Source organism: Pseudomonas multiresinivorans (assembly GCF_012971725.1).
GTDB classification, from domain to species: domain Bacteria; phylum Pseudomonadota; class Gammaproteobacteria; order Pseudomonadales; family Pseudomonadaceae; genus Pseudomonas; species Pseudomonas multiresinivorans.
This window is the reverse complement of the sequence record NZ_CP048833.1, coordinates 2,025,773-2,052,505: the sequence shown is the minus strand read 5'-3', so window position 1 is coordinate 2,052,505 and position 26,733 is coordinate 2,025,773. Positions and strand designations below refer to the sequence as shown.

Genomic DNA, 26,733 nt, shown 5'->3' with positions numbered 1-26,733 from the left:
TGAACGCTCCGCTTCAGTGACCTTCGGACACCTGGTTGATGGTGTACTTCGGAATTTCCACCACCAGGTCCGTCTCGCCGACCACAGCCTGGCAGGACAGGCGCGAATCAGCCTCCAGACCCCAGGCCTTGTCCAGCATGTCGTCTTCCAGCTCGTCGGAGGCTTCCATCGAGTTGAAGCCTTCGCGCACGATCACGTGGCAGGTGGTGCAGGCACAGGACATCTCGCAGGCATGCTCGATCTCGATGCCATTGCGCAGCGCTGCCTTCATGATGGTTTCGCCCGGCTGGGCTTCGATCACCGCGCCTTCCGGGCAGTGTTCGGCGTGGGGCAGAAAGACAATCTGCGGCATCTTCGCTTATTCCTCGATTTCGTTGAGCCGGCGACCGGCCAGTGCGGCTTTGACGGTGGCGTCCATACGGCGCGCGGCAAAGGCGTCGGTCAGCTGGGACAGACGCTTGATCTGTTGTTCGATGGCGACGGTATCGCTGCCGGTGGCCAGTTCGCGCAGCGAGTCCATGCCGGCATCGATGACCAGGCGCTCGTCGGCCTCCAGCAGGCGCTCGCCGTCGGCGTCCAGCGCCGACTGCACGGCCTCCAGCAGGCGCTGGGCCTCGACCTGCTGCTCACGCAGGGCGCGGGCAGCAAGATCATCGCCGGCATACTGGAAGGAGTCCTGCAGCATACGAGCGATTTCGCCATCGGTCAGGCCATAGGAAGGCTTGACCTGGATGCTCGCCTCGACGCCCGAGGACAATTCGCGAGCGGAAACGCCCAGCAAACCGTCAGCATCAACCTGGAAGCTGACGCGAATCTTCGCCGCGCCAGCTACCATCGGTGGAATGCCGCGCAGCTCGAAGCGCGCCAGGGACCGGCAGTCCTTGACCAACTCACGCTCGCCTTGCAGCACATGAATCATCATGGCCGTCTGGCCATCCTTGTAGGTGGTGAACTCCTGAGCACGCGCCACCGGGATAGTGGTGTTGCGCGGAATCACCTTCTCCATCAGCCCGCCCATGGTTTCCAGGCCGAGCGACAGGGGAATCACGTCCAGCAGCAGCAACTCTTCGCCGCGCTTGTTGCCGGCCAGGGCATCAGCCTGGATGGCCGCGCCAATGGCGACGACCTGATCCGGATCGATGTCGGTCAGCGGGTCGCGAGCGAACAGGTCGCCCACCAGTTCGCGCACACGAGGTACGCGGGTCGAGCCGCCAACCATGACGACGGCGCTGACTTCTTCCAGCTCGACACCGGAATCACGAACTGCGCGACGGCAGGACTTGAGGCTGCGCTGGATCAGCGGATCGATCAGGGCCTCAAGCTGGTTGCGGGTCAGTTCACCAGACCAGCTGTCATAAGCAACGGCCACGCTGGCACTGTCGGTCAGCGCTTCCTTGGCCGCGCAGGCAGTCTGCAGCAGGCGGCGCTGGGCACCCGGATCGAGATCGGCCGAGAGGCCAGCCTGCTCGATGATCCAGCCGGCAATGGCATGGTCGAAGTCGTCGCCGCCCAGCGCGGTATCACCGCCGGTGGCCAGAACTTCGAAGACGCCACGGGTCAGGCGCAGGATGGAAATATCGAAGGTACCGCCGCCCAGGTCATAGATGGCGACCACGCCCTCGGCGTTCTTGTCCAGGCCGTAGGCCACAGCAGCAGCGGTCGGCTCATTGAGCAGGCGCAGAACGTGCAGGCCGGCCAGACGCGCAGCATCCTTGGTGGCCTGACGCTGGGCGTCGTCGAAATAGGCGGGAACAGTGATCACCGCGCCAACCAGCTCGCCACCCAGGGTGGACTCGGCACGCTGACGCAGGACGCGGAGGATCTCAGCCGAGACTTCCACCGGGCTCTTGGCACCCTGGACAGTCTCGATGAAGGGCATGTGCGATTCGCCCTGGGTGAAGCGGTACGGCAGTTGGCCGCCCAGTTGCTTCACATCTTCCAGGCCGCGCCCCATGAAGCGCTTGACCGAGATGATGGAGTTCAGCGGGTCCTGCGAGGCGTTGGCGCGAACGCTCTCGCCCACCTCGATGCGATCGGCGAGATAGCGCACCGCAGACGGCAGGATCACTTCGCCGCGATCATCGGGCAAGGGTGCTGCGACGCCGCTGCGCACGGCAGCGACCAGGGAATTCGTGGTGCCCAGGTCGATCCCCACCGCCAGGCGACGCTGGTGTGGCTGGGGACTTTGTCCGGGCTCGGCGATCTGCAGTAGGGCCATGCGGTTTCTAATCAGGCTATCGGGCGCGGCGCGGGCCGCGCGGATTAATCGTCGAGTCGCTCTTCGAGCTGCCGCACTTCCTGCGCCAGCTTGTCGAGGAACTGCATGCGGCGAACCAGACGCTCGGCCAGATCACGACGGGCTGCATCATCCCAGCAATCGGCGAAATCCTCTTCCAGACGCTGCTGGGCGGATTTCAACTGACGCTTGAACTGCGCCACGCCGTCGAGATCAGCGCTTTCCTGCAGGTCTTCCAGGTCCTCGCGCAGCTGCATTTGCTGCAAGAGGAACTCCGGATCCTGCACCGTGGCTTCCAGCGGCAACGCATTGCCGCGCAGGGCCAGCAGGTACAGGGCACGACGCGGAACGCTCTTCAGCGTCTGGTAGGCATCGTTGAGCTCGGCGGCCTTGGACTGCGCCAGTCGCTGCTCGCGCTCGGAAGCATCGGCGAAACGGTCCGGATGGACGGTTCGCACCAGCTCACGGTAGCGATTGCCAAGGGCTTCCAGATCAATCCGGAAGCCCGGCTGCAGGTCGAATAGCGCAAAGTGACAGGGACTACCCACACCCAGCCTCAGACGTTGAAGCTTTCGCCGCAGCCACACTCACCGCGCACGTTCGGGTTGTTGAACTTGAAGCCCTCGTTGAGGCCTTCCTTGGTGAAGTCCAACTCCGTGCCGTCGAGGTAGACCAGGCTTTTCGGGTCGATGATGACCTTCACGCCGTGGCTCTCGAACACCTCATCCTCGGCTGCCAGTTCGTCGACGAACTCCAGCACGTAGGCAAGGCCCGAACAGCCGGTGGTACGCACGCCAAGACGAATGCCCTCGCCCTTGCCGCGCCCTTCGAGGGAGCGGCGAACGTGGTTGGCGGCGGCTTCGGTCATGCTGATGGCCATGGGAACTCCTTACTCAACGAATCGCTTCAGAGCAGACCTTTCTTCTGCTTGTAGTCGCGCACGGCCGCCTTGATGGCGTCCTCGGCGAGTACCGAGCAGTGGATCTTCACCGGCGGCAGAGCCAGTTCTTCGGCGATGGTGGTGTTCTTGATCGATTCTGCTTCGTCCAGGGTCTTACCCTTCATCCACTCGGTGGCGAGGGAGCTGGAGGCGATGGCCGAACCGCAGCCGTAGGTCTTGAACTTGGCGTCCTCGATGACGCCCTGCTCGTTGACCTTGATCTGCAAGCGCATCACGTCGCCGCAAGCGGGAGCACCGACCATGCCGGTGCCGACATCCGGATCTTCGGCGTTGAGCTTGCCGACGTTGCGCGGGTTTTCGTAGTGGTCGATGACCTTGTCACTGTAAGCCATGGCTAATCCTCACTTCTACGGGGCGGGTCAGTGGGCCTGCCATTCGACCTTGGACAGGTCGACACCCTCTTTGAACATATCCCACAGCGGCGAGAGCTCACGCAGCTTGGAAACGGCTTCCACCACCTTCTTGGCGGCGTAATCGACCTCTTCTTCGGTGGTGAAGCGGCCGAAGCTGAAACGGATGGAGCTGTGCGCCAGTTCGTCGTTGCGACCCAGGGCGCGGAGCACGTAGGACGGCTCCAGCGAGGCCGAGGTGCAGGCGGAACCGGACGAAACGGCCAGGTCCTTGAGCGACATCATCAGCGACTCGCCTTCGACGTAGTTGAAGCTGACGTTGAGGATGTTCGGTGCGTAGGAAACCGGGCTGCCATTGAGATACAGCTCTTCCAGGTCCTGCACCTGATCGAAGAAGCGCTTGCGCAGGCCTTCGATGCGGGCCATTTCCTGGTGCATTTCTTCCTTGGCGATGCGGAAGGCTTCGCCCATGCCGACGATCTGGTGGGTCGCCAGGGTGCCCGAACGCATGCCGCGCTCGTGGCCGCCACCGTGCATCTGGGCTTCCAGACGTACACGCGGCTTGCGGCGCACGTACAGAGCGCCCATGCCTTTGGGGCCATAGACCTTGTGGGCAGAGAAGGACATCAGGTCGACCTTGAGTTTTTCCAGGTCGATGTCCACCTTGCCGGCGGACTGAGCAGCGTCGACATGCAGCAGGATGCCGCGCGAACGGGTCAGCTCGCCGATGGCGGCAATATCGTTGATGCTGCCGACTTCGTTGTTCACGTGCATGACCGAGACCAGGATGGTGTCGTCACGCAGGGCGGCCTCGACCATTGCCGGGGTGATAATGCCCTCGGGAGTCGGCTCCAGATAGGTCACTTCGAAGCCTTCGCGCTCCAGCTGGCGGCAGGTATCCAGGACCGCCTTGTGCTCGATCTTCGAGGTGATGATGTGCTTGCCCTTGGTCGCGTAGAAGTGCGCGACACCCTTGACGGCGAGGTTGTCGGACTCGGTGGCACCGGACGTCCAGACGATCTCGCGGGGGTCGGCATTGACCAGCTCGGCGACCTGGCGACGGGCGTTCTCAGCCGCTTCCTCGGCCTTCCAGCCGAAGAGGTGGGAACGCGAAGCCGGGTTGCCGAAATTGCCGTCAACCAGCAGACAGTCGGCCATTTTCTGAGCGACACGCGGATCCACCGGGGTGGTGGCGGAGTAGTCGAGGTAAATCGGCAATCTCATCAGGTAACTCCTACAGGCGGGCGTTCGCTCAATCGATGGCGGACGCTTCAATCTTGTCGAGGCGCAGCGACTTGCTGCCCGAGCAGCGACGCTCGTCCTGGCGCTGGGCGACCTCTTGAACTTCGCGGCGCTCGACCAGGTCGGCCAGGCTGATGCCGCTGAGAAACTCGTGAATCTGCTGACTGAGGTCGCACCACAGGTGGTGGGTCAGGCAGGTATCGCCGGAGTGGCAGTCGCCCTGACCTTGACAGCGGGTGGCGTCGACCGACTCGTTGACCGCATCGATCACCTGGGCGACGTGGATGCCGGTCATGTCGCGGGACAGCTGATAGCCACCGCCCGGACCGCGCACGCTGACCACCAGGTTGCCACGGCGCAACTTGGCGAACAGCTGTTCCAGGTAGGACAGGGATATACCCTGGCGTTCGGAGATATCGGCGAGAGAAACCGGGCCACGCTGGGCGTGCAACGCCAGGTCGAGCATGGCGGTGACGGCATAGCGGCCTTTGGTGGTCAATCGCATGGGGAAATCCGGAAGAATCGCTGGTATGGCGGGAGTATGCTCTTTTCCGACTATTTAAGTCAACTATAAGACCTATTACTTTAGTCGGATTTAGCCAGCGAACGGCGCCGCATTCTAACAGCAATAGCGGCGTCGGCGCATCACTGCGCCGACTGGCTGCTCTCCTGATCCTTGACCCCGGCAAAGTCCTCTTCCCGCAGAACCGGAAGATCCTTGGCACAGTAGTCACTGCCCAAAGCCGTCAGAGCCTTGCACATGCCTTCCAGACGGCCGTCGACCGCCTGCAGGTGATCGAGCAACTGACCGATGGCGCGCGCCACCGGGTCGGGCATGTCCTGGCTGACGCCGTAGGCATCGAATCCGAGCTTTTCTGCCATGGCCTGGCGCTTGGCCGCCTGATCCGCGTCATCCTTGACGATGATGCGACCCGGAATACCCACGACGGTAGCCCCAGGCGGTACCTCCTTGGTCACCACGGCATTGGAACCAACCTTGGCCCCGGCGCCGACGGTGAACGGACCAAGCACCTTGGCGCCCGCCCCCACCACCACGCCATCGGCCAGGGTCGGATGGCGCTTGCCCTTGTTCCAGCTTGTGCCGCCCAGGGTTACGCCCTGGTAGATGGTCACGTCATCGCCGATCTCGGCGGTTTCGCCGATGACGATACCCAGGCCGTGATCGATGAAGAACCGGCGACCGATCTTCGCACCCGGATGGATCTCGATGCCGGTCATCCAGCGACCGAAGTTCGACACCATGCGCGCCAGCCATTTCCAGCCGGACGCCCACAGGCCATGAGCCAGACGATGCAGCCAGACGGCATGCAACCCCGGATAGCAGGTCAGCACCTCGAAGGCGTTGCGCGCCGCCGGGTCACGATGGAATACGCTCTGGATATCCTCGCGTACACGCTCAAACATCTTCATCACTCCGCTTGGAAAGCTCCCCGCGGGCAGCCTTCTGTGTCTCGGTGAGAATACCCCGCAGGATATTCATCTCCAGCTTGCTGACGCCGCTGCGGCCGTACAGGCGACGCAGGCGCGACATCAGGTGGCGCGGCTTCTGCGGGTCGAGGAACTGGATATCCACCAGGGTCGATTCCAGGTGCGCATAGAAGCGCTCCAGCTCATCCGACGTCACCGGGACGCTGTTGAGCATCGCCGTGGACTCGACCTTCTCGTGCTTGGTCGGCTGACCTTCAGCGGCCAGCCAAGCCATGCGCACCTCGTAGACCAGCACCTGCACCGCCGTCGCCAGGTTCAGCGAGCTGAACTCGGGATTGGCCGGGATGTGCACGTGGAACTGACATCGCTGCAGCTCTTCGTTGGTCAGGCCGGCATATTCGCGGCCAAATACCAGCGCGACCTCCCCACCCTGCTGGACGTGTTCCAGGCTAGTGGTGGCGCACTCGCGGGGGTCCAGCAACGGCCAGGGAATGCGGCGATCGCGCGCGCTGGTGCCCAGCACCAGGCTGCAACCCGCCAGGGCATCTTCCAGGGTCGGAACGACCACGGCCGCGTCGAGGATGTCATCGGCGCCGGAAGCACGGGCGCGAGCTTCACCACTGGGAAAATCCATCGGATCGACCAGCACGAGGCGCGAAAGGCCCATGTTCTTCATCGCACGGGCCGTACCGCCGATATTGCCGGGATGGCTGGTGTTGACCAGCACCACGCGAATTTTGTCGAGCAACGCGCGACTCCACACATAAAGCGAAAAAGGGAGGGAATCCTACCGCAGCAGTGGGGCTTGCGCCACGCAGGCGACAGGTCGCTCTATGAACTCCATGGCTTTCTGCTAGAATGTTCGGCTTTCTTTAACGACCCAGGTGACCTCTCCATGCAGCCTATGCTGAATATCGCCCTGCGCGCCGCTCGCAGCGCCGGTGAACTGATCTTCCGCTCCATCGAACGCCTGGATACCCTGTCGGTCAACGAGAAAGAAGCCAACGACTACGTCACCGAAGTCGATCGCGCGGCCGAACTCTCCATCGTCACCGCCCTGCGCAAGGCCTACCCGAACCACGGGATCATGGGCGAAGAAGGCGGCATGCTCGAAGGCAGCGGCGAAGGCGCCGATTACCTGTGGATCATCGACCCGCTGGACGGCACCACCAACTTCATCCACGGCGTCCCGCACTACGCCGTCAGCATCGCCTGCAAATACCGCGGCCGCCTCGAGCACGCAGTGGTTCTCGACCCGGTCCGCCAGGAAGAATTTACCGCCAGCCGTGGCCGTGGCGCCGCACTGAACGGTCGCCGCCTGCGCGTCAGCAACCGCAAGAGCCTGGAAGGCGCCCTCCTCGGCACCGGCTTCCCGTTCCGCGACAGCCAGATGGACAACCTGGACGCCTACCTGGGCATGTTCCGCAGCCTGGTCGGCCAGACCGCCGGCATCCGCCGCGCTGGCGCCGCCAGCCTGGACCTGGCCTACGTAGCCGCCGGCCGCTACGACGCCTTCTGGGAATTCGGCCTGTCCGAGTGGGACATGGCAGCTGGCGCCCTGCTGATCCAGGAAGCGGGCGGCCTGGTGAGCGATTTCACCGGCAGCCACGAATTCCTCGAGAAAGGCCAGATCGTTGCCGGCAACACCAAGTGCTTCAAAGCGCTGCTGACCAGCATCCAGCCGCACCTGCCGGCCTCGCTCAAGCGCTGAGCTTGAGTGACGCGAGAAAAAGCCCGGCAGTGCCGGGCTTTTTTGTGCCCGCAAGAAAACCCTTCCTGTAAGAGCGAGCTTGCTCGCGAAGCTTTTGCTCTTTCTTCTGGCGCCACGACGCGGGGCGGTTCGCGAGCAAGCTCGCTCCTACACAAGGGCGAAAAAGAAAAAGGCGCCCGATGGGCGCCTTTTCCACTTACACCTGGCGACTGCTTACTGCTGACCCAGGATCAGTCGACCGCTCTTGTCGACCGGAATCTGCGAGCCCGGATCACGATCCATGCGGACCTGACCAGCCTTGCCATCGAGCAGGTACTTCACGTCGTAGCCGACGACCTTCTCGCTGGTATCGTTGACGGTGCTGCAGCGGGTTTCGGTGGTGGTGTAGGTATCACGCTCCTGCATGCCTTCCTGCACCTTGTTACCCGCGTAGCCGCCGCCGATGGCGCCTGCCACGGTGGCGATCTTCTTGCCGTTGCCGCCGCCGATCTGGTTGCCGAGCAGGCCGCCGGCAATGGCGCCAATGGCGGTACCGGCAATCTGGTGCTGGTCCTTGACCGGACGCTGATGGGTCACTGCCACGGCCTTGCAGACCTGGCGCGGATTCTTGATGGTTTCCTTGACCGGCTGAACGGCGAGCACCTCGGCGTATTGCGGCGCACGGTCCACCAGACTGTAGGTAGCCACGGCGCCACCGGCAGTCACGCCTACAGCGCCCAGCACGGTACCGATTAGCAACGACTTGTTCATAGGGTTCTCCTGGTCTTTCTTCTCATTCGGGCCTTGCCCTTTACCCTGCCTTGGAGCAAAGGATTTGTAAGAAAGTTCCAACAAATCCGTGAGCTACTACCCACAAACAAGAACTCCCGCCGAAGCGGGAGTTTTGTCGAAAGCTCGGAGCGCTCTATTACGGGCGCTCGTCGACTTCCTTGCTCGGCGGAGGAATCAGGTCCTCGCTGGACAGGTTCAGCCAGATCAGCACCACGTTGGCGATGTAGATCGACGAGTAGGTACCCGCCATCACACCGACGAACAGGGCGATGGAGAAGCCGAACAGGTTGTCGCCACCGAAGAACAGCAGAGCGGCGATGGCCAGCAGGGTCGACACCGAGGTGGCGATGGTCCGCAGCAGGGTCTGGCTGGTCGAGATGTTGATGTTCTCGATCAGGCTGGCCTTGCGCAGCACGCGGAAGTTCTCGCGCACCCGGTCGAAGATCACGATGGTGTCGTTCAGCGAGTAGCCCACCACCGCCAGCACCGCAGCCAGCACGGTCAGGTCGAAAGTGATCTGGAAGAACGACAGCACGCCCATCACGATGATGGCGTCGTGGATCAGCGAGAGGATCGCCCCCAGGGCGAACTTCCACTGGAAGCGGAAGCCCACGTACAACAGGATGCCGCCCAGCGCCAGGAGCATGCCGAGGCCGCCCTGGTCGCGCAGCTCTTCACCCACCTGCGGGCCGACGTACTCGACGCCGTTCACCTTGGCCGGGTTGGAAGCATCAGCCTTCTGCAGCGCAGTGGCGACCTTCTTGCCCAGCTCCGGGTCTTCGCTGGGCATACGTACCAGCACGTCCTTGGTGTCGCCGAAGCTCTGTACCACGGCTTCGCTGTAACCGGCGGCGACCAGTTGCTCACGCACCTTGGAGAGGTCGGCAGGCTGTTCGTAGCTCAGCTTGATCGACGTACCGCCGGTGAAGTCCAGGCCGAAGTTGATGCCTTTGAAGACCCAGCTGCCAAGGGCGATCAGGGTCAGGAGCAGAGTCGCGGCGAACGCAATGTTGCGCACGCCCATGAAGTTGATAGTACCGATCTTGATATTCATCTCTGGCCCCTTAGATCCACAGCTTCTTAACGTCGCGGCCGCCGTAGATCAGGTTCACCATTGCGCGGGTGACCAGAATGGCAGTGAACATCGAGGTGAGAATACCCAGGGACATGGTCACGGCGAAGCCCTTCACCGGGCCGGTGCCCATGGCGTAGAGGATGCCGCCGACCAGCAGCGAGGTCAGGTTGGCGTCGATGATCGCGGTGAAGGCCCGGTTGAAGCCCTCGTGGATCGCCCGCTGCGTCGACATGCCCGCCGCCAGTTCCTCGCGTATCCGCGAGAAGATCAGCACGTTGGCGTCCACCGCCATACCCATGGTCAACACGATACCCGCGATACCCGGCAGGGTCAGGGTCGCACCGAGGATCGACATCAGCGCCACCAGCATGACCATGTTGAAGGCCAGGGCGACGGTGGCGATCACGCCGAAGAAGCGGTAGATGACGATGATGAACAGGGAAACGAAGACCATGCCCCACAGGGATGCATCGATACCCTTGGCGATGTTGTCGGCACCCAGGCTCGGGCCGATGGTGCGCTCTTCAGCGAAGTACATCGGCGCAGCCAGGCCACCAGCGCGCAGCAGCAGGGCCAGTTCCGAGGACTCGCCCGGAGCGTCCAGGCCGGTGATGCGGAACTGGTTGCCCAGCGGCGACTGGATGGTCGCCAGGCTGATGATCTGCTTCTCTTCCTTGAACGCCTGGACAGCGACTTCCTGCTCGACGCCGTCGACGACCTGCTTGGTGTAGCGGGTGATCGGCTTCTGCTCGATGAACACCACCGCCATGCTGCGGCCGACGTTGTTGCGGGTCGCGCGGTTCATCAGCTCGCCGCCGTGGCCATCCAGACGGATGTTCACCTGTGGACGGCCGTTCTCGTCGAAGCTGGCGCTGGCGTCGGTGACCTGGTCACCGGTGATGATCACGCCGCGCTCCAGGGTTGCCGGCGGACGACGCGGCTCGCGGAAATCGAAGGTTTCAGTGGAGGACTTGATCGCATCCGGCTCGGCGGCCAGGCGGAACTCCAGGTTCGCGGTCTTGCCGAGAATACGCTTGGCTTCGGCGGTGTCCTGCACGCCCGGCAGCTCGACGACGATGCGGTTGGCGCCCTGGCGCTGTACCAGCGGCTCGGACACGCCCAGCTCGTTCACGCGGTTGCGGACGGTGGTGAGGTTCTGCTTGATCGAGTATTCGCGGATTTCGGCCAGCTTGGTGGCGGTCATGGCCAGGCGCAGGACCTGCATGCCATTGCGCTCGCTCTGGGCGGTTTCGAAATCGCGGAAATCCTTGGCGATGATCGACTTGGCCTTGTCCAGGTCGGCTTCTTCAGTGAAGCCCAGCTGGATGCCGCCGTCCTGTACCGGCAGGCTGCGGTAGCGCACGCGCTCTTTACGCAGGGCACTCTTGACCTCGTTCTCGTAGACCTTCATACGAGCGTCGACGGCCTTGTCCATGTCCACTTCCAGCAGGAAGTGCACACCACCGGACAGGTCCAGACCCAGCTTCATCGGGTGGGCGGCGATATTGCGCAGCCAGTTCGGCGTGGTCTGGGCCAGGTTCAGGGCGACTACATAGTCGTCACCCAGCGCACGGCGGACGATGTCCTTGGCCGGCAACTGGTCTTCCTGCTTGACCAGGCGGATCAGGCCGCTGTTCTTGCCCAGCGAGCCCGCCTTGACGGCGATGCCAGCGTCGGCGAGCGCTTTGCTGGCCTTGTCCACATCGGCCTGGGTGACCTGCAGCGCGGTGCTCGCGCCGCTGATCTGGACGGCCGGATCGTCAGGATAGAGGTTGGGTGCGGAGTAGATGAAACCGACGGCCAGAACCGCCAGGATCAGCAGATACTTCCACAGGGGATACTTGTTGAGCATGACACCGCCCGTTATGACGCGGGGCGCATCTTGCGCCCCGTCGGTTGGGTTTCTAATAGGTGGATCAGATCGCCTTCAGGGTGCCTTTCGGCAGGGTCGCGGCGATCGCGGCCTTCTGGAACTTCAGCTCGACGTTGTCGGAAACCTCGACGACGACGAAGTCATCGGCCACCTTGGTCACCTTGCCGGCGATGCCGGCGGAAGTGACGACTTCATCGCCCTTCTGCAGACCGGACAGCAGGTTCTTGTGCTCCTTGGAGCGCTTGGCCTGGGGACGCCAGATCATCAGGTAGAAGATGACCAGGAAACCGACCAGGAAAATCCACTCGAAGCCGGTACCGGCCGGGCCAGCAGCAGCGGCCGGGGCTGCGGCGTCAGCGTAGGCAGCGGGGATCAGAAAACTCATTGGAAACTCCTGTCTCAAAGCTTTTTCGATGAATAAGGTCAGTCCGCCAGCGGCGGCACGGGAAGGCCGCGCTTGGCGTAGAAGGCGTCGACAAAGTTCGCCAATGTACCCTGTTGGATTGCCTCGCGCAAACCAGCCATAAGCCGCTGATAATGCCGCAAGTTGTGGATGGTATTGAGCATGCTGCCGAGCATTTCGCCGCACTTGTCCAGGTGGTAGAGGTAGGCGCGGGAGAAGTGCTTGCAGGTGTAGCAATCGCAGGTCGGGTCCAGCGGAGATTCGTCGTGCTTGTGCACCGCGTTGCGGATCTTGATCACCCCGGTGTCAACGAAAAGGTGGCCATTGCGCGCATTGCGGGTGGGCATGACGCAGTCGAACATGTCGACGCCCCGGCGCACACCTTCCACGAGGTCCTCGGGTTTGCCCACACCCATCAGGTAACGAGGTTTGTCAGCCGGCATGTGCTTGGGCAGGAAGTCCAGCACGCGGATCATCTCTTCCTTGGGCTCGCCCACCGAAAGGCCGCCGATGGCCAGGCCGTCGAAGCCGATTTCCTGCAGGCCTTCGAGCGAGCGCATGCGCAGCTCTTCGTGCATGCCGCCCTGGACGATGCCGAACAGCGCCGACGGACTGTCGCCGTGAGCAGCTTTCGAGCGCTTGGCCCAGCGCAGCGACAGCTCCATGGAGCGCTTGGCCACGTCGAACTCGGCCGGGTACGGGGTGCACTCGTCGAAGATCATCACGATGTCCGAGCCCAGTGCACGCTGCACGGCCATGGACTCTTCCGGGCCCATGAAGACCTTGGCGCCATCTACCGGCGAAGCAAAGTACACGCCCTCCTCCTTGATCTTGCGCAGCGCGCCCAGGCTGAACACCTGGAAGCCGCCCGAGTCGGTGAGGATCGGCCCCTTCCACTGCATGAAGTCATGCAGGTCGCCGTGCTTCTGGATCACCTCGGTACCCGGGCGCAGCCACAGGTGGAAGGTATTGCCGAGGATGATCTGCGCGCCGATGCCCTCGATGTCGTGCGGGAGCATGCCCTTCACGGTGCCGTAGGTGCCCACCGGCATGAAAGCCGGGGTTTCCACCACACCGCGCGGGAAGGTCAGGCGGCCGCGACGGGCCTTGCCTTCAGTGGCCAGCAGTTCGAATTTCATGAAACTCATGGATCAGTCCTCGGGGCCGCGCGGTGCCGGGTTGCGGGTAATGAACATGGCATCGCCGTAGCTGAAGAAGCGATAGCCCTGCTCCACTGCCGCCGCATAGGCAGCCATGGTCTCGGGGTAGCCGGCGAAGGCGGAGACCAGCATCAGCAGGGTGGATTCGGGCAGGTGGAAATTGGTCACCAGGGCGTCGACCACATGGAACGGCCGGCCCGGGAAGATGAAGATGTCGGTGTCGCCGCTGAACGGCTTGAGCACGCCATCACGGGCGGCGCTTTCCAGCGAGCGCACGCTGGTGGTGCCGACGGCGACCACGCGGCCGCCGCGCGCCTTGCAGGCGGCCACGGCGTCGACCACGTCCTGGCTGACTTCCAGCCATTCGTTGTGCATGTGGTGGTCTTCGATGCGCTCTACACGCACCGGCTGGAAGGTGCCGGCGCCGACGTGCAGGGTCACGAACGCGGTTTCCACGCCCTTGGCGCGGATGGACTCCAGCAGCGCCTCGTCGAAGTGCAGGCCGGCAGTCGGCGCTGCAACAGCGCCCGCGCGTTCGGCGTAGACGGTCTGGTAACGCTCGCGGTCGGCGTCCTCGTCGGGGCGATCGATATAGGGCGGCAACGGCATGTGGCCGACGCGCTCCAGCAGCGGCAGCACGTCCTCGCTGAAGCCCAGTTCGAACAGCGCATCATGGCGCTGCAGCATTTCAGCTTCGCCACCGCCGTCGATGAGGATCTTCGAGCCCGGCTTGGGCGATTTGCTGGAACGCACGTGGGCCAGCACACGGTGGCTGTCCAGCACGCGCTCCACGAGGATTTCCAGCTTGCCGCCGGAAGCTTTCTGGCCGAACAGGCGGGCAGGAATCACCCGGGTGTTGTTGAACACCATCAGGTCACCCGGCTGGAGGAAGCCGAGGACGTCAGCGAATTGCCGATGGCTGAGCTCGCCGCTCGGACCGTCCAGCACCAGCAGACGGCTGGAGCGGCGCTCGGGAAGCGGATGGCGGGCGATCAACGCCTCGGGCAGGTCGAAATGAAAGTCAGCGACGCGCATGGGAAGAGCTATCTCGAAGGGGCGCGTATCTTACTGGAAATGCCAAATTCTGACCATTCGAGCCGATTGACCGGCGCAGAGCGGCTCCCTATACTGCGCGCCGATTGCCTCGGTGGCGGAATGGTAGACGCGGCGGATTCAAAATCCGTTTCTGGCGACAGAGTGAGAGTTCGAGTCTCTCCCGGGGCACCATCCTCCCTCTCCTCAGTGGAGGGAACACTTGAAAGCCCGCTCATTCAGCGGGCTTTTTCGTTTCTGGCCTTCAGCGCTTCGATGAAGGCCGCCAGCGCCATCGGCTTGCCGAACAGATAGCCCTGCAGCACATCCACTTCGCATTGCGCCAGGTAGCGCCACTGCTCCTCGGTCTCCACGCCCTCGGCGACGATTCGCAGATTCAGCTTGCCGCACAGTTCGACGATGCTGTCGAGGATGTGCGAGGACAGCGCATCCACTCCAATCATTGCGACGAAACTGCGGTCAATCTTCAGCGCATCCACCTTGAAACGGTGCAGATAGGCCAGGCTGGAATTACCGGTGCCGAAGTCGTCGATCGCCAGGCAGACTCCCTGGGCATGGAGATTGTCGAACAGCTCGTCGATGGCCGCGCTGGAGACGATCAGCTCGCGCTCGGTCAGCTCCAGGGTCAACTCAGGACGATGCGGCAGGAATCGCGCCTGGAACTCCTGACACTCCTCGAACAGCCCCGGCTCGGCAAGGTGCCGAGCGCTGATGTTGAAGCCCAGGTGGAAGCCATCGCCCAGCAACTCGCCGTGTGGCGCCAGGCCATCGGCGACCTGGTGCATCAGGTCGCGAGTCATCGGCACGATGAGCCCGGAGCGCTCGGCCAAGGGAATGAACAGATCCGGCCCGACCATCCCTTCGCGCGGATGAATCCAGCGCATCAGCACCTCGGCGCCGATCCAGCGGCCGTCCTGTGCGTCCACCAGCGGCTGCAGGTAGGGGACGAACTCCCCCGCCAGCAGGGCTCTCTCCAATTCCAGACTCGGGGTCGCGGAACGGCCCCAGAGCCAGAAACAGGCAAGGCCGGAGACGCCGCCCAGCATAAGCATCAGCGCCACCAGCGGCAGCGAGTCTTCGCGGATATGCCGCCACTGCGCCCCGGCAGGGAAGCCACCGATCACCGCATACGGAAACAGCTCCGAGCGCCGCTCGACGTGCCCGAGCGGCATGGGCGCCGGATCGCCGTCGCGCACCGCGCCCTCCTCGTCCATCCACTGCCGTCCCACCTGCAACTGCAGGTCACTGCGCTGATCGACCAGTTGCAGGGTATTGCTCAGGTAGCGGCCATCAACGGTGGCGAGCGCTGCATAGCTGCCCTGGGGTCGACGCAGGATCAGCAGGGCAGAGTCCGGCGTCACCCGGTTCCCTGCCATCATCCGCAACTGCCCCTGCGCATAGAGAGAAGGGTCCAGCAGCTCGTCGAACTCGCCGAACAGCGACGTGCAGTAGATGTCGTCGTCGCGGGCCAGGTTGACCGAGCGGACGAACGGCACCACGGCGACCTGCTCCCTGAGTACCAGGGTCGCCTCGTCGCAGGACTCATCGGCATGCAGTAGCGCTACGCGGGCCGCGCCGTTGGCATTGCCGAGCATCACATCGAACAGGCGCACGGCTTCGTTCGCAGCGGTACTGGCCTCGACGGTCAGGCTGCGCAAGGCCTGCCAATAGATGATGGCGCTGCCCAGCAGCAGCGGCAGCAGCGCCATGGAAAGTGAAAAGACCAGGCGGGGCAGCAGCCTGCGCCGGGTGTAGCTGCGTAGCGGCATCCTTGATCCTTGCTCGACGGCACCGCGACCTGCGGCGCATTGCCACTCCCCCATGGGCAGCGACGTGGTTTGAGCTTAGAACAGCCTCCGCCGCCGGGCGCCGTGCGAAGGAATCCGTATAATCCCGGCCCCATCGATCCCAGCCTCCATAGAAGACGCTCATGCCCAAGCAGCTCCAGCCCGTGGGAGACTTTCCGCCCGCCACGCTCGTCCGTCGCTTTGCCGCGATGTTCTACGACTTCCTGCTCTGCGTGGCCTTGCTGATGGTGGTGACGCTCATCTACCAGCAAGGCTTCCTGCGCCTGATCTATGGCAGCGAGAAACTCCGCATGCTGGCCGACCAGGGCGCGCTGACCGGTGATCCGCTGCTGTCCAGCCTGCTGTTCATCAGCGTGTTCGCCTTCTTCGCGAAATTCTGGACCCATAGTGGCCAGACCCTGGGCATGCAGGTCTGGGGCGTGCGCGTGCAGAACGCGGACGGGACGCGCATCAGCCTGATGCAGGCGCTGCTGCGCTTCGTCATTGCCATCGCTTCCTGGGGTTGCGTGGGCCTGGGCTTCCTCTGGATGCTCTGGGACAAGGACAAACGCACCTGGCAGGACCGCTACTCGGAAAGCCTGGTGATCCAGATTCCCAAAGCTGTGCGCAAGGCCACCCAGGGCCAGGGCTGACCCCGGCACACAAAAAAGCCGGCGATTGCCGGCTTTTTGCTTTGTGTAGGAGCGAGCTTGCTCGCGAACAGAATCCACTCGGAGCCGAGAGGTTCGCGAGCAAGCTCGCTCCTACAAGGCTTATCCGGCCCGCTTCAACAGCAAGGTGCCGAGGAAGGCGCAGATCGCCGCAGGCACCAGCACCGCCAGCAGCGGCGGGAAGTTGAAGACCTGACTGGACGGACCGAGCAGGTCCTGGGCAATACGGAAGGTGAAGCCCACCAGCACGCCGGTGAACACCCGCTGGCCGAGGGTCACGCTACGCAGCGGGCCAAAGATGAACGAGATCGCCATCAGCACCAGGGCTGCCGTCACCAGCGGCTGCAGGATCTTGGTCCAGAACGCCAGCCAGTAGCGGTTGGAGCTCAGACCCTGGTCCTGCAGGTAATGGATGTAGTCCCACAGACCGGTGATCGACAGCGCCTCCGGCTCCATCACCACCGTATTGAGCAGTTGCGGGCTGAGCTGGATATTCCAGGCCTCGCTGGGCTTGCTCACGACCTCACTGCGTTTTTCCGCAGCATGCAGCACCGTGGTGGACACATCCTGCAGCTGCCACTGGTTGTTCTCGAAGACCGCCTGGCGGGCGAAACTCGCGGTCTGCAGGCGACGGTTCTCGTCGAAGTCGTAACGCGTCACCCCCAGCAGCACGCCGTCCGGGCGCACCACGTTGATGTGGATGAACTCATGCCCCTGGCGGTGCCACAGGCCAGACTTCGAGCTTTGCGAGCCGTTGCCGCTCTGGGCCAGGGCGCGACCGCTCTGGGCAGCGGTTTCGGTGTAGGGAATCACGTACTCGCCCACCAGGATGCCGGCGAACATCAGCACCAGCATCGGCTTCATCACCGCCCAGACGATGCGCTGTAGTGACACGCCCGCGGCGCGCATGATGGTCAGCTCGCTGTTGCTGGCCAGGGTACCCAGGCCGACCAGGCAGCCGATCAGCGCCGCCATGGGCAGCATGTCGTAGCCACGGCTCGGCGCGGTCAGCAGGACGAACTTGAGCGCCTCGCCGAGGGTGTAGGTGTCGCTGATCTGCCCCAGCTGGTCAACGAAGGCGAACAGCTCGGCCAGGCCGAGGATCACCCCGAGTACCGCGAGAATGGAAACGAAGACGGTCGTGCCGATGTAACGATCCAGCTTACGCATGCTTCAGCTCCCCGCCCGACTTCGCTCGCTTGGCGGCCAGCTTCAGACGCAGCGGCTCCCAGTACAACAACAGCAGGCCGATGGCCAGGAATATCCCGTGGATCCACCACAGGCCGAGGGCCATGGGGATCTTGCCCTTGTCGAGCATGCCGCGCCCGGCGATCAGCAGGGCCAGGTAGGCCATGTACAGCAGCACCGCCGGCAGCAGCTTGAGGAAGCGCCCCTGGCGCGGGTTCACGCGCGACAGCGGCACCGCCAGTACGGTCACCACGAACACCAGCAGCGGGATGGACAGGCGCCACTGCAGCTCGGACTTCATGCGCGGGTCGTCGCTGCCCAGCAGGTCGGAGGTGGGAATGGCATCGCGGTCGTCGATCTCGCTGCTCACTTCCGGCTTGGGCAGCAAGGCGGCGTAGGTGTCGTACTTGATCTCGCGGTAATCGGCCTGGCCAGGTGTACCGTCGTAGCGGTAGCCGTCCTTGAGGATCAGGTAGCGGCTGCCGTCGGCATGGATTTCCTGCACGCCAGTGGCGCCGACCAGCACCGAAGTGCCGCCGTCCTTGCCGTTGCGCGGGCGGTTCTTGTCCGAGATGAACACCCCGCCCAGCTCGGTGCGCTCATTGGCCAGAGTCTCGGTGTAGGTCACCCGCGTGCCGTCGCGCATCGACTGGAAGCGCCCCGGCGCCAGGGTGTCGAATTCGGTCATCGCGTCCTGCTTGTTCAGCAACAGTTGCATCTGGGTGATGCCCTGGGGCGCCAGCCACAGGCTCAGCCAGGCCACCAGCAGGGCGATGAACAGCGCCGGCGCCAGGGTGATGGCCAGCAGGCGCTGCTGGCTCATGCCGGTGGCGGTGAGCACGGTCATCTCGCTGTCCAGGTACAGGCGGCCATAGGCCAGCAGGATGCCGAGGAACAGGCCCAGCGGCAGGATCAGTTGCAGGAAGCCCGGCAGGCGCACGCCCATGATCATGAACAGCGAACCCGGATCGAGCAGGCCTTGGGCCGCCTGCGCCAGGTACTTGATGAAACGGCCGCTCATGATGATGACCAGCAGCACGGCGCTCACCGCGCTCATGGTGATCAGCACTTCACGGGACAGGTAACGGAAGACAATCAAACCGGACACTCCAGGGTTGTCACGCTCAGGCGGCTACGCTCAAACTAGCCGCCGTGAAGCATTGCCGGGTGCGCGCGGACGCGACCCAGCGCAAATAGCCGGCATTATCCTGCGATTCGCCAGGCCTGTCACTGCGCAGTCCATCTTCATTCGCAGACCCTTCTGCTCTTTGTCCCGGGGACACTCAGCCATGGAATTCCTTGTAAAAAGCGTACGTCCGGAAACCCTGAAGACCGCTACCCTGGTCATCGCCGTGGGCGAAGGCCGCAAGCTCGGCGCCAGCGCCAAGGCCGTTGACGAAGCCACCGGCGGTGCCATCGCCAACCTGCTCAAGCGCGGCGATCTGGCAGGCAAGGTGGGCCAGACTCTACTGTTGCAAGATTTACCCAACCTTAAGGCCGAGCGCGTGCTGCTGGTCGGCGCCGGCAAGGAGCGCGAACTCTCCGACCGCGCCTACCGCAAACTGGTTTCCGCCGTCCTGAACAATCTGAAGAACCTGGGCGGCGCCGACGCCGTCCTGGCCCTGGGCGACCTGGCCGTAAAAGGCCGCAATGCCCACGGCAAAGCCCGCCTGCAGGTGGAAACCCTGGCCGATGGCACCTACGTCTTCGACCGCTTCAAGAGCCAGAAGGCCGAAGCGCCGAAGCTGAAGAAGATCACCCTGCTCGCCGACAAGGCCGATGCCGCTGCCGTCGAACAAGGCGCCAAGGAAGCCCAGGCCATCGCCAACGGCATGGCCCTGACCCGCGACCTGGGCAACCTGCCGCCGAACCTCTGCCACCCGACCTTCCTCGGCGAGCAGGCCAAGGCGCTGGGCAAGGAATACAAGGGTCTCAAAGTCGAGGTCCTCGACGAGAAGAAACTCCGCGAACTGGGCATGGGCTCGTTCCTCGCCGTCGCCCAGGGCAGCGACCAGCCGCCGCGCCTGATCGTGCTGCAATACAACGGCGCGAAGAAGAAGGACGAAGCCCCGCACGTCCTGGTCGGCAAGGGCATCACCTTCGACACCGGCGGCATCAGCTTGAAGCCCGGCCTGGGCATGGACGAGATGAAGTTCGACATGTGCGGCGCCGCCTCCGTGTTCGGTACCTTCCGCGCCGTGCTGGAGCTGCAGCTGCCGATCAACCTGGTCGGCGTGATGGCCTGCGCCGAGAACATGCCCAGCGGCGGCGCCACCCGTCCGGGCGACATCGTCACCACCATGAGCGGCCAGACCGTCGAGATCCTCAACACCGACGCCGAAGGCCGCCTGGTGCTGTGCGACGCGCTGACCTACGTCGAGCGCTTCAAGCCGCAATCGGTGGTGGACATCGCCACCCTGACCGGCGCCTGCATCGTCGCCCTGGGCTCCAACACCTCGGGCCTGATGGGCAACAACGACGCGCTGATCAAGCAACTGCTCAAGGCCGGTGAAGTCGCCGACGACCGCGCCTGGCAACTGCCGCTGTTCGACGAGTACCAGGAGCAGCTGGACAGCCCCTTCGCCGACATCGCCAACATCGGCGGGCCGAAGGCCGGCACCATCACCGCCGGCTGCTTCCTGTCGCGCTTCGCCAAGAAGTTCCACTGGGCGCACCTGGACATCGCCGGCACCGCCTGGATCAGCGGCGGCAAGGACAAGGGCGCCACGGGCCGCCCGGTTCCGCTGCTGACCCAGTACCTGCTGGACCGCGCCAAGTAATGGCACAGTGCAATCTGCCGATGGGATCGAGCGCATGACACGTGTGGATTTCTACGTCATTCCCAGCGCCGATCCCGACGCACGCCTGACCATCGCCTGCCGCCTGGCCGAAAAGGCCTGGCGGCAGGGCATGCGCATCTTCGTGCTGTGCAGCGACGAGGCCCAGCGCGACGCGCTGGATGCCCGGCTGTGGAACTTCCGTGGGGAAACCTTCATCCCACACAACGCGGTGGAAGAAGACGCCGACTCGCCCATCGTGCTGGCCCTGGGCGAGCCGCCGGAGAGCCACCGGGACCTGCTGATCAACCTGACCCTGGCCATTCCCGCGTTCGTCGACCGCTTCAACCGGGTCGCCGAACTGGTGATCGAGGAGCCGGCGATTCGTCAGGCCGCGCGGGAGAATTTCCGTCGCTACCGCGAGCAGGGCTATCCTTTGCAGGACCATCGCCTGCCGCGCCCTTGAGAGCGTCACCGCCAAGACCATGGACAACCGCAAGCCCCCGCACGACCCCGACCACCTGCTGGAAGACCTGAAGAAGATCCAGGACCTGCTGGACGAGTCGGGCGCCGAGCCGCCCCTGCTCACCGAATCCTTCGAGCCGGACAACATCCCGTTGCTCTCCGACGTCGTCACGCCCGCGCCCCAGGCCCCGGCGCCGCCAGCCATCCAACCGGTCGAGCCGAACGCCGTGCCCCAGGCCAGCGAGCTGAATCGCCTGGACCTGGAGCTGCGCGCCGCCGCTCAACTGATCCTGCAGGATGTCATCGACGACTTCGCCCCGCAGATCGAAGCCGAACTGCAGCGCCGCCTGGAAGCGCGGATGCAACGCCTGCTGGCACAGCGCAAGCCCTGATCGCGCTCCCGCAGAACGCCCCACCCTGCGAGCAGACGGGCGCCAATCGCGGACGGAGTCCGCTCCCACGCAAACGGAAGCGATGGAGCCTGTGCCCAAGCCGGGCAGGCATCCATCCGCGCCGGTGGCCTGAGCGCCCCGCCTCCCGTTATACTCAGCGGTTTTCCGTCTAGCCTTATCAGGGTCCCGCCGCGCTCATGGACAAGACCTACCAGCCCCACGCCATCGAATCCCACTGGTATCCCCTGTGGGAGAAAGAGAACTACTTCGCCCCGCAAGGTTCCGGCGAGCCGTACACCATCATGATCCCGCCGCCGAACGTCACCGGCAGCCTGCACATGGGTCACGGCTTCAACAACGCAATCATGGATGCTCTGATCCGCTACCGCCGCATGCAGGGCCGCAACACCCTGTGGCAGCCGGGTACCGACCACGCCGGCATCGCCACCCAGATGGTGGTGGAGCGCCAGCTGGCCGCGCAGGGCATCGCCCGTCATGACCTGGGCCGCGAGAAGTTCCTGGAGAAGGTCTGGGAATGGAAGGACCAGTCCGGCGGCACCATCACCCGCCAGATTCGTCGCCTGGGCTCTTCCGTGGACTGGTCGCGCGAGCGCTTCACCATGGACGACGGCCTCTCCGAAGCAGTCAAGGAAGCCTTCGTGCGCCTGCACGACGACGGCCTGATCTACCGCGGCAAGCGTCTGGTCAACTGGGACACCAAGTTCCACACCGCCATTTCCGACCTGGAAGTGGAGAACCACGACGAGAAGGGCCACCTCTGGCACCTGCGCTACCCGCTGGCCGACGGCAACAAGACCGCCGACGGCAAGGACCACCTGATCGTCGCCACCACCCGTCCGGAAACCATGCTGGGTGACGGCGCGGTCGCCGTGCACCCGGAAGACGAGCGCTACGCCGCCCTGATCGGCACTTTCATCGACCTGCCACTGGTGGGCCGCCGCATCCCGATCATCGCCGACGACTACGTCGACCGCGAGTTCGGCACCGGCTGCGTGAAGATCACCCCGGCCCACGACTTCAACGACTATGAAGTCGGCAAGCGCCACAACTTGCCGCTGATCAACATCTTCGACAAGAACGCCGCCGTGCTCGGCACTGCCCAGGTGTTCCAGCTCGACGGCAGCGTCAACGCCGAGTTCGACGCCAGCCTGCCCGCCGCCTATGCCGGCCTCGACCGCTTCGTCGCACGCAAGCAGATCGTCGCCGACTTCGAAGCCGCCGGCCTGCTCGAGAAGATCGACGACCACGCACTGAAAGTGCCCAAGGGCGACCGCTCCGGCACCGTCATCGAACCGTGGCTGACCGACCAGTGGTACGTCTCCACCAAGCCGCTGGCCGAACCCGCCATCGCCGCCGTGGAAGACGGCCGCATCCAGTTCGTGCCCAAGCAGTACGAAAACATGTACTTCAGCTGGATGCGCGACATCCAGGACTGGTGCATCAGCCGTCAGCTGTGGTGGGGCCACCGCATCCCGGCCTGGTACGACGACGCCGGCAACGTCTACGTCGGCCGCAACGAGGCAGAGGTTCGCGCCAAGCACAACCTGGGCGACGCCAACCTGCGCCAGGACGAAGACGTGCTGGACACCTGGTTCAGCTCGGGCCTGTGGACCTTCTCCACCCTCGGCTGGCCGGAACAGACCGAATACCTGAAGACCTTCCACCCCACCGATGTGCTGGTGACCGGCTTCGACATCATCTTCTTCTGGGTTGCGCGCATGATCATGCTGACCATGCACCTCATCAAGAATGGTGATGGCACCGCGCAGATCCCGTTCAAGACCGTCTACGTCCACGGTCTGGTGCGCGATGGCCAGGGCCAGAAGATGTCCAAGTCCAAGGGCAACGTGCTCGACCCGCTGGACATAGTCGATGGCATTACCTTGGACGAGCTGCTGGAGAAACGCACCAGCGGCATGATGCAGCCCAAGCTTGCCGAGAAGATCGCCAAGCAGACCAAGGCCGAGTTCCCCGAAGGTATCGCCAGCTACGGCACCGACGCCCTGCGCTTCACCTTCTGCTCGCTGGCGTCCACCGGTCGCGACATCAAGTTCGACATGGGCCGCGTCGAGGGCTACCGCAACTTCTGCAACAAGCTGTGGAACGCTGCCAACTTCGTCATCGAGAACACCGATGGCAAGGACACCGGCGTGAATGGCGAGCCGGTCGAGCTGTCCTCGGTGGACCGCTGGATCATCTCCGCCCTGCAGCGCACCGAGATCGAAGTCGCCCGTCAGCTCGACGCCTTCCGCTTCGACCTGGCCACCCAGGCCCTCTACGAGTTCATCTGGGACGAGTACTGCGCCTGGTACCTGGAACTGGTCAAGCCGGTGCTGTGGGACGAGAACGCGCCGATCGAGCGCCAGCGCGGCACCCGTCGCACCCTGGCGCGCGTGCTGGAAACCGCACTGCGCCTGGCGCACCCGTTCATGCCGTTCATCACCGAGGAAATCTGGCAGCGCATCAAGGGCGCGGCTGCGAAGTCCGGCGATACCCTGATGCTGCAACCCTGGCCGATCGCCGACGAGGCGAAGATCGACGCCGCCGCCGAAGGCGACATCGAGTGGGTCAAGGCGCTGATGCTGGGCATCCGCCAGATCCGTGGCGAGATGAACATCTCCATGGCCAAGCGCATCGACCTGGTGCTGAACAACGCATCGCCCGAAGACCACCGTCGCCTGGCCGACAACGAGCCGCTGCTGATGAAGCTGGCCAAGCTCGAGACCATCCGCGTGCTGGACGAAGGCGAAGAACCGCCGATGTCCGCCACCGCGCTGGTCGGCGACCTGCAGGTGCTGGTGCCGATGGCCGGCCTGATCGACAAGGCCGCCGAAATGGCCCGCCTGGACAAGGAAATCCAGCGCCTGGAAGGCGAAGTCAAACGCGTGGGCGGCAAGCTCGCCAACGAAGGCTTCGTCGCCAAGGCCCCGGCCGACGTGATCGAGAAGGAACGCGCCAAGCTGGCTGAAGCCGAGCAGGCCGTGACCAACCTGATCCAGCAGCGCGAGAAGATCGCCAGCCTGTAAGGCGTCAGGCTCTATCCACGAGGCTCGCGAAAGCGGGCCTCGTGCTTTTGAGGCGGTCCTACGTAGGGCGCATCACGCTTAGGCGTTATCCGCACTCCGAAGTTCCGCCCTATGGCCGGCTCTTCGTAGGAGCGAGCTTGCTCGCGAACGAACCCGCAGCGGAATCCGTTCGCGAGCAAGCTCGCTCCTACAGGTATCGTCAGTAAACCGTTCCCACTGGGTACACGTAGGCATTCACGTCATAGAACGGCGTGCGCTGGTAAAACCACTGCAGGCGCGCCTGGGCGTCCTTGGCGAAGGCCTTGTCATCCTTGAGCTTCTTCTCGAACTCGGCTTTCAGCTTCGGGTCCTCGGCGAGCATCTTGCGCGCCATCGGTTCCATCACGTATTCCTCCGGCTCCTCGGCGACCACCAGGGTCGAGTTGAAGAAGCCCCAGGACCAGAACGAGTCCGGGCTCTCCGCGGTCAGCAGGTTGATCGCCAGCACGCCCAGCGGCTGGTCGGTGTCGATCACCACGGAGCCCGCCGGGTAGGTCTGCAGGCGCTGGAACGGCTTGCCGGTGCCACTCACCAACAGATGCCCTTCATAACCGGGAATCTCGTTGGCCGCTGCACGATCCGGCTCGAAGCCACCGGCCAGCTTGATGTCGTCCATGCGGTTCAGGGTCACCTCGATGGGCGTGGCCTTGTCCAGGGTCTTCATCTGGATGCCGTGGGACTTCAGTCGTGCAATCACCTCGCTCCACTGCACCGGCACCACGAACTGCTTCGGCCGCTTCACCACCAGGTCCGGCACCGAGTTATCGCTGATCGGCACATTGAGTTGCTTGGGCTTGTTGCTCCAGACGATGGTCTTCTTGCCGGTGATCGGTGATTCCTCATAGCGGTAGTCGCCCACGGTGAACGGCGTGTGCTGCTCCTTGCCGGGCTTCCAGGTGAGGATCACGTCCTTCTGCGCGGCCAGGCGCCCGCGGTCCTTGGCAATCGCCTGCTTGAGCGACTCGGCGTTGTCACCGATCACCTGGAACATCGCCTTGAGCATCACGTAGTTGCCCAGCACCTGTGTTTCATACGGATGCAGCGCGTGCTGCTCGATGAGGATCGACGGCACGTTGCGGATGTCGCCGTACTGGTTGGAGAACCGCGCGAGGTCGGTGCGATAGGGGTAATAGCCCTTGGTCGGGTCCTGGTTGTCGTTGAAGCTGATGCACTCGTGGACCACGTGGCCGTCGCCTTCCAGCTCCTTGTAGACCGGCGGGCGCATGACCTTGTCCATCCATTCGCTGGAAGCCGGCGACCAGCCGTTGCCGTTGTGGCAATAGGAGCTGTCGTAGGGGTACATGGCGCCGTCGGTGGAGTGGGTGTCGGCAAAGAAGCTCAGGTCGTACTGGTTGAACACCGAGGCGACGTTGCGGATTTCTGCGCTGTCGAGTTTGGTGAAGTCGCGGTTGAGGTTGTAGTTCAGGCCGTTGACCCGCCAGCCGGTGACTTCCGGGCCGTTCTGGTTGATCCGCCCGTAGGGGCTGCGGCGCAGGTCGCCGTCGATGTTCACGGTGGGGATGAAGAGGATGTTGACCTTGTCCAGCAGCCCCGCCAGTGGCTTGTCGCCGGTGGTCATGTCGCGCAGCAGCATGAACATCGCGTCCTTGCCGTTGGCCTCACCGGGGTGGATTTCCGCCTCGACGAAGATGGTCGGCCTGCCGGACTTGTTCAGCCCCGCCGCCGATTTGTCCGCCTCGCGGCTGGCGGTCACCAGCAGCATCGGCTCGCCGGTGGCGCTGTTCTCCGGCAGGTCGCTCAGGGTGATGACGCCACCGGAAGCATCCGCCAGCTTCTGCAGCCAGGCGCGGGTCTGGTGGTAGTCGGAGGTTTCCTTGAAGCCGCTGGATTCGGCCAGGGTGATCAGCGGATTGTCGGCCTTGGCGATGTACTTCGTGCTGGCGAGCTTCTGCTCGAACATCGCGGGGAGGATGCGGGTCTTGGCCACGGCACTGTAGCCGCTGTCATCGATATACCCCGGTGCCGAAGGCAGGGCGGCGTACAGGGGCAGGCTGGAGGTCGCGAACAGGCCGGCGAGCAGCGCTCGGGACGAGAGGTGGTACATGGGAGGCTCTCCTTCTGC

The 26,733-nt window shown here is 63.9% G+C and carries 25 protein-coding genes and 1 tRNA gene; 7 read left to right on the top strand and 19 right to left on the bottom strand.

The genetic code is table 11. From position 1 onward, the window contains the following. Positions 1–13: 13 nt before the first annotated feature. From fdx to trmJ, 9 genes are all read right to left on the bottom strand, one after another. Positions 14–352: an ISC system 2Fe-2S type ferredoxin gene (gene fdx / locus G4G71_RS09400; protein ID WP_024762958.1), complete on the bottom strand. Its 339-nt coding sequence runs from the start codon at positions 350–352 to the stop codon at positions 14–16. A gap of 6 nt (positions 353–358) precedes the next feature. After that, complete coding sequence (hscA, locus tag G4G71_RS09395) at positions 359–2,218, bottom strand: Fe-S protein assembly chaperone HscA (protein WP_169937050.1); 1,860 nt, start codon at positions 2,216–2,218, stop codon at positions 359–361. A 44-nt stretch (positions 2,219–2,262) separates the two neighbouring features. Beyond that, a complete protein-coding gene (hscB, locus tag G4G71_RS09390; protein WP_169937048.1) occupies positions 2,263–2,784 on the bottom strand; it encodes a co-chaperone HscB in 522 nt (173 codons plus the stop codon). An 8-nt stretch (positions 2,785–2,792) separates the two neighbouring features. Then, positions 2,793–3,116, bottom strand: coding sequence for an iron-sulfur cluster assembly protein IscA (gene iscA, locus G4G71_RS09385; RefSeq protein WP_024762955.1), 324 nt, complete (start codon positions 3,114–3,116; stop codon positions 2,793–2,795). A 26-nt stretch (positions 3,117–3,142) separates the two neighbouring features. Continuing rightward, positions 3,143–3,529: a Fe-S cluster assembly scaffold IscU gene (iscU, locus tag G4G71_RS09380; protein WP_015478505.1), complete on the bottom strand. Its 387-nt coding sequence runs from the start codon at positions 3,527–3,529 to the stop codon at positions 3,143–3,145. A gap of 27 nt (positions 3,530–3,556) precedes the next feature. After that, positions 3,557–4,771 carry an IscS subfamily cysteine desulfurase gene (locus G4G71_RS09375; RefSeq protein ID WP_169937046.1) on the bottom strand — a complete coding sequence of 405 codons (1,215 nt, stop codon included), beginning with the start codon at positions 4,769–4,771 and terminating at the stop codon, positions 3,557–3,559. Positions 4,772–4,799: 28 nt separating this feature from the next. Beyond that, positions 4,800–5,294, bottom strand: a complete 495-nt coding sequence (gene iscR / locus G4G71_RS09370; RefSeq protein WP_024762953.1) for a Fe-S cluster assembly transcriptional regulator IscR — start codon at positions 5,292–5,294, stop codon at positions 4,800–4,802. A 140-nt stretch (positions 5,295–5,434) separates the two neighbouring features. Continuing rightward, positions 5,435–6,214 (bottom strand): serine O-acetyltransferase, encoded by a 780-nt coding sequence (gene cysE / locus G4G71_RS09365; RefSeq protein ID WP_037010113.1) that lies wholly within the window; start codon positions 6,212–6,214, stop codon positions 5,435–5,437. Beyond that, positions 6,207–6,986, bottom strand: a complete 780-nt coding sequence (gene trmJ / locus G4G71_RS09360) for a tRNA (cytosine(32)/uridine(32)-2'-O)-methyltransferase TrmJ (protein WP_045210545.1) — start codon at positions 6,984–6,986, stop codon at positions 6,207–6,209. The genes cysE and trmJ overlap by 8 nt, the downstream gene beginning before the upstream one ends. Positions 6,987–7,133: 147 nt before the next feature. Here trmJ and suhB point away from each other — a divergent pair, with 147 nt between their 5' ends. Continuing rightward, positions 7,134–7,949, top strand: a complete 816-nt coding sequence (gene suhB, locus G4G71_RS09355; RefSeq protein WP_045210547.1) for a type III secretion system regulator SuhB — start codon at positions 7,134–7,136, stop codon at positions 7,947–7,949. Between the two features lie 213 nt (positions 7,950–8,162). Here the strand turns inward: suhB and G4G71_RS09350 are convergent, their stop codons facing one another. The 6 genes from G4G71_RS09350 to queA all read right to left on the bottom strand — a co-directional run bounded on the left by G4G71_RS09350 (position 8,163) and on the right by queA (position 14,266). Then, the gene (locus tag G4G71_RS09350) at positions 8,163–8,699 is read right to left on the bottom strand and encodes a glycine zipper 2TM domain-containing protein (protein WP_169937044.1); all 537 of its coding nucleotides are present in this window, start codon (positions 8,697–8,699) and stop codon (positions 8,163–8,165) included. Positions 8,700–8,856: 157 nt separating this feature from the next. After that, positions 8,857–9,774 carry a protein translocase subunit SecF gene (secF, locus tag G4G71_RS09345; RefSeq protein ID WP_169937042.1) on the bottom strand — a complete coding sequence of 306 codons (918 nt, stop codon included), beginning with the start codon at positions 9,772–9,774 and terminating at the stop codon, positions 8,857–8,859. Between the two features lie 10 nt (positions 9,775–9,784). Continuing rightward, on the bottom strand, positions 9,785–11,647 hold the full coding sequence (gene secD / locus G4G71_RS09340; protein WP_024762948.1) for a protein translocase subunit SecD: 1,863 nt from the start codon (positions 11,645–11,647) through the stop codon (positions 9,785–9,787). Between the two features lie 64 nt (positions 11,648–11,711). Continuing rightward, positions 11,712–12,053, bottom strand: a complete 342-nt coding sequence (gene yajC / locus G4G71_RS09335) for a preprotein translocase subunit YajC (RefSeq protein WP_024762947.1) — start codon at positions 12,051–12,053, stop codon at positions 11,712–11,714. Between the two features lie 38 nt (positions 12,054–12,091). Beyond that, positions 12,092–13,210, bottom strand: coding sequence for a tRNA guanosine(34) transglycosylase Tgt (tgt, locus tag G4G71_RS09330; protein ID WP_169942585.1), 1,119 nt, complete (start codon positions 13,208–13,210; stop codon positions 12,092–12,094). A gap of 12 nt (positions 13,211–13,222) precedes the next feature. Further along, a complete protein-coding gene (gene queA, locus G4G71_RS09325; RefSeq protein ID WP_169937040.1) occupies positions 13,223–14,266 on the bottom strand; it encodes a tRNA preQ1(34) S-adenosylmethionine ribosyltransferase-isomerase QueA in 1,044 nt (347 codons plus the stop codon). A gap of 106 nt (positions 14,267–14,372) precedes the next feature. Here queA and G4G71_RS09320 point away from each other — a divergent pair. Next, positions 14,373–14,458: transfer RNA gene (locus G4G71_RS09320), tRNA-Leu, on the top strand. A gap of 44 nt (positions 14,459–14,502) precedes the next feature. Here G4G71_RS09320 and G4G71_RS09315 read toward each other — a convergent pair. After that, entirely contained in the window at positions 14,503–16,053 is a 1,551-nt protein-coding gene (locus tag G4G71_RS09315) for an EAL domain-containing protein (RefSeq protein ID WP_169937038.1), read from the bottom strand. Between the two features lie 161 nt (positions 16,054–16,214). Here G4G71_RS09315 and G4G71_RS09310 point away from each other — a divergent pair, with 161 nt between their 5' ends. Beyond that, on the top strand, positions 16,215–16,724 hold the full coding sequence (locus tag G4G71_RS09310; protein ID WP_169937036.1) for an RDD family protein: 510 nt from the start codon (positions 16,215–16,217) through the stop codon (positions 16,722–16,724). A 120-nt stretch (positions 16,725–16,844) separates the two neighbouring features. On the opposite strand, the gene lptG is transcribed toward G4G71_RS09310, so the two are convergent. Together lptG and lptF are read right to left on the bottom strand one after the other, a co-directional pair. Then, complete coding sequence (gene lptG, locus G4G71_RS09305) at positions 16,845–17,912, bottom strand: LPS export ABC transporter permease LptG (RefSeq protein WP_169937034.1); 1,068 nt, start codon at positions 17,910–17,912, stop codon at positions 16,845–16,847. Continuing rightward, positions 17,905–19,029, bottom strand: coding sequence for an LPS export ABC transporter permease LptF (lptF, locus tag G4G71_RS09300; RefSeq protein ID WP_024762888.1), 1,125 nt, complete (start codon positions 19,027–19,029; stop codon positions 17,905–17,907). The genes lptG and lptF overlap by 8 nt, the downstream gene beginning before the upstream one ends. A 190-nt stretch (positions 19,030–19,219) precedes the next feature. Between lptF and G4G71_RS09295 the strand changes: the two genes are divergently transcribed. The 4 genes from G4G71_RS09295 to G4G71_RS09280 all read left to right on the top strand — a co-directional run bounded on the left by G4G71_RS09295 (position 19,220) and on the right by G4G71_RS09280 (position 24,611). Further along, entirely contained in the window at positions 19,220–20,710 is a 1,491-nt protein-coding gene (locus tag G4G71_RS09295) for a leucyl aminopeptidase (RefSeq protein ID WP_169937032.1), read from the top strand. A 34-nt stretch (positions 20,711–20,744) separates the two neighbouring features. After that, positions 20,745–21,173 (top strand): DNA polymerase III subunit chi, encoded by a 429-nt coding sequence (locus tag G4G71_RS09290; protein ID WP_024762886.1) that lies wholly within the window; start codon positions 20,745–20,747, stop codon positions 21,171–21,173. 19 nt (positions 21,174–21,192) lie between these two features. After that, on the top strand, positions 21,193–21,564 hold the full coding sequence (locus G4G71_RS09285; RefSeq protein WP_169937029.1) for a DNA polymerase III subunit chi: 372 nt from the start codon (positions 21,193–21,195) through the stop codon (positions 21,562–21,564). A 197-nt stretch (positions 21,565–21,761) separates the two neighbouring features. Next, positions 21,762–24,611 (top strand): valine--tRNA ligase, encoded by a 2,850-nt coding sequence (locus tag G4G71_RS09280; protein WP_169937027.1) that lies wholly within the window; start codon positions 21,762–21,764, stop codon positions 24,609–24,611. Positions 24,612–24,810: 199 nt separating this feature from the next. Here G4G71_RS09280 and G4G71_RS09275 read toward each other — a convergent pair whose 3' ends face one another. Then, a complete protein-coding gene (locus G4G71_RS09275) occupies positions 24,811–26,715 on the bottom strand; it encodes a M14 family metallopeptidase (RefSeq protein WP_169937025.1) in 1,905 nt (634 codons plus the stop codon). Positions 26,716–26,733 lie beyond the last annotated feature (18 nt).

Excerpts from the sequence above, each read along its gene's own strand:
- tgt (WP_169942585.1), bottom strand. The coding sequence starts at position 13,210 with ATGAAATTCGAACTGCTGGCCACTGAAGGCAAGGCCCGTCGCGGCCGC.
- cysE (WP_037010113.1), bottom strand. The coding sequence starts at position 6,214 with ATGTTTGAGCGTGTACGCGAGGATATCCAGAGCGTATTCCATCGTGAC.
- G4G71_RS09285 (WP_169937029.1), top strand. The coding sequence starts at position 21,193 with ATGGACAACCGCAAGCCCCCGCACGACCCCGACCACCTGCTGGAAGAC.
- lptG (WP_169937034.1), bottom strand. The coding sequence starts at position 17,912 with ATGCGTAAGCTGGATCGTTACATCGGCACGACCGTCTTCGTTTCCATT.
- G4G71_RS09290 (WP_024762886.1), top strand. The coding sequence starts at position 20,745 with ATGACACGTGTGGATTTCTACGTCATTCCCAGCGCCGATCCCGACGCA.
- G4G71_RS09375 (WP_169937046.1), bottom strand. The coding sequence starts at position 4,771 with ATGAGATTGCCGATTTACCTCGACTACTCCGCCACCACCCCGGTGGAT.
- G4G71_RS09295 (WP_169937032.1), top strand. The coding sequence starts at position 19,220 with ATGGAATTCCTTGTAAAAAGCGTACGTCCGGAAACCCTGAAGACCGCT.
- queA (WP_169937040.1), bottom strand. The coding sequence starts at position 14,266 with ATGCGCGTCGCTGACTTTCATTTCGACCTGCCCGAGGCGTTGATCGCC.
- G4G71_RS09275 (WP_169937025.1), bottom strand. The coding sequence starts at position 26,715 with ATGTACCACCTCTCGTCCCGAGCGCTGCTCGCCGGCCTGTTCGCGACC.
- fdx (WP_024762958.1), bottom strand. The coding sequence starts at position 352 with ATGCCGCAGATTGTCTTTCTGCCCCACGCCGAACACTGCCCGGAAGGC.
- hscA (WP_169937050.1), bottom strand. The coding sequence starts at position 2,218 with ATGGCCCTACTGCAGATCGCCGAGCCCGGACAAAGTCCCCAGCCACAC.
- secD (WP_024762948.1), bottom strand. The coding sequence starts at position 11,647 with ATGCTCAACAAGTATCCCCTGTGGAAGTATCTGCTGATCCTGGCGGTT.
- secF (WP_169937042.1), bottom strand. The coding sequence starts at position 9,774 with ATGAATATCAAGATCGGTACTATCAACTTCATGGGCGTGCGCAACATT.
- iscU (WP_015478505.1), bottom strand. The coding sequence starts at position 3,529 with ATGGCTTACAGTGACAAGGTCATCGACCACTACGAAAACCCGCGCAAC.
- yajC (WP_024762947.1), bottom strand. The coding sequence starts at position 12,053 with ATGAGTTTTCTGATCCCCGCTGCCTACGCTGACGCCGCAGCCCCGGCC.
- iscR (WP_024762953.1), bottom strand. The coding sequence starts at position 5,294 with ATGCGATTGACCACCAAAGGCCGCTATGCCGTCACCGCCATGCTCGAC.
- G4G71_RS09310 (WP_169937036.1), top strand. The coding sequence starts at position 16,215 with ATGCCCAAGCAGCTCCAGCCCGTGGGAGACTTTCCGCCCGCCACGCTC.
- iscA (WP_024762955.1), bottom strand. The coding sequence starts at position 3,116 with ATGGCCATCAGCATGACCGAAGCCGCCGCCAACCACGTTCGCCGCTCC.
- G4G71_RS09350 (WP_169937044.1), bottom strand. The coding sequence starts at position 8,699 with ATGAACAAGTCGTTGCTAATCGGTACCGTGCTGGGCGCTGTAGGCGTG.
- G4G71_RS09280 (WP_169937027.1), top strand. The coding sequence starts at position 21,762 with ATGGACAAGACCTACCAGCCCCACGCCATCGAATCCCACTGGTATCCC.
- G4G71_RS09315 (WP_169937038.1), bottom strand. The coding sequence starts at position 16,053 with ATGCCGCTACGCAGCTACACCCGGCGCAGGCTGCTGCCCCGCCTGGTC.
- suhB (WP_045210547.1), top strand. The coding sequence starts at position 7,134 with ATGCAGCCTATGCTGAATATCGCCCTGCGCGCCGCTCGCAGCGCCGGT.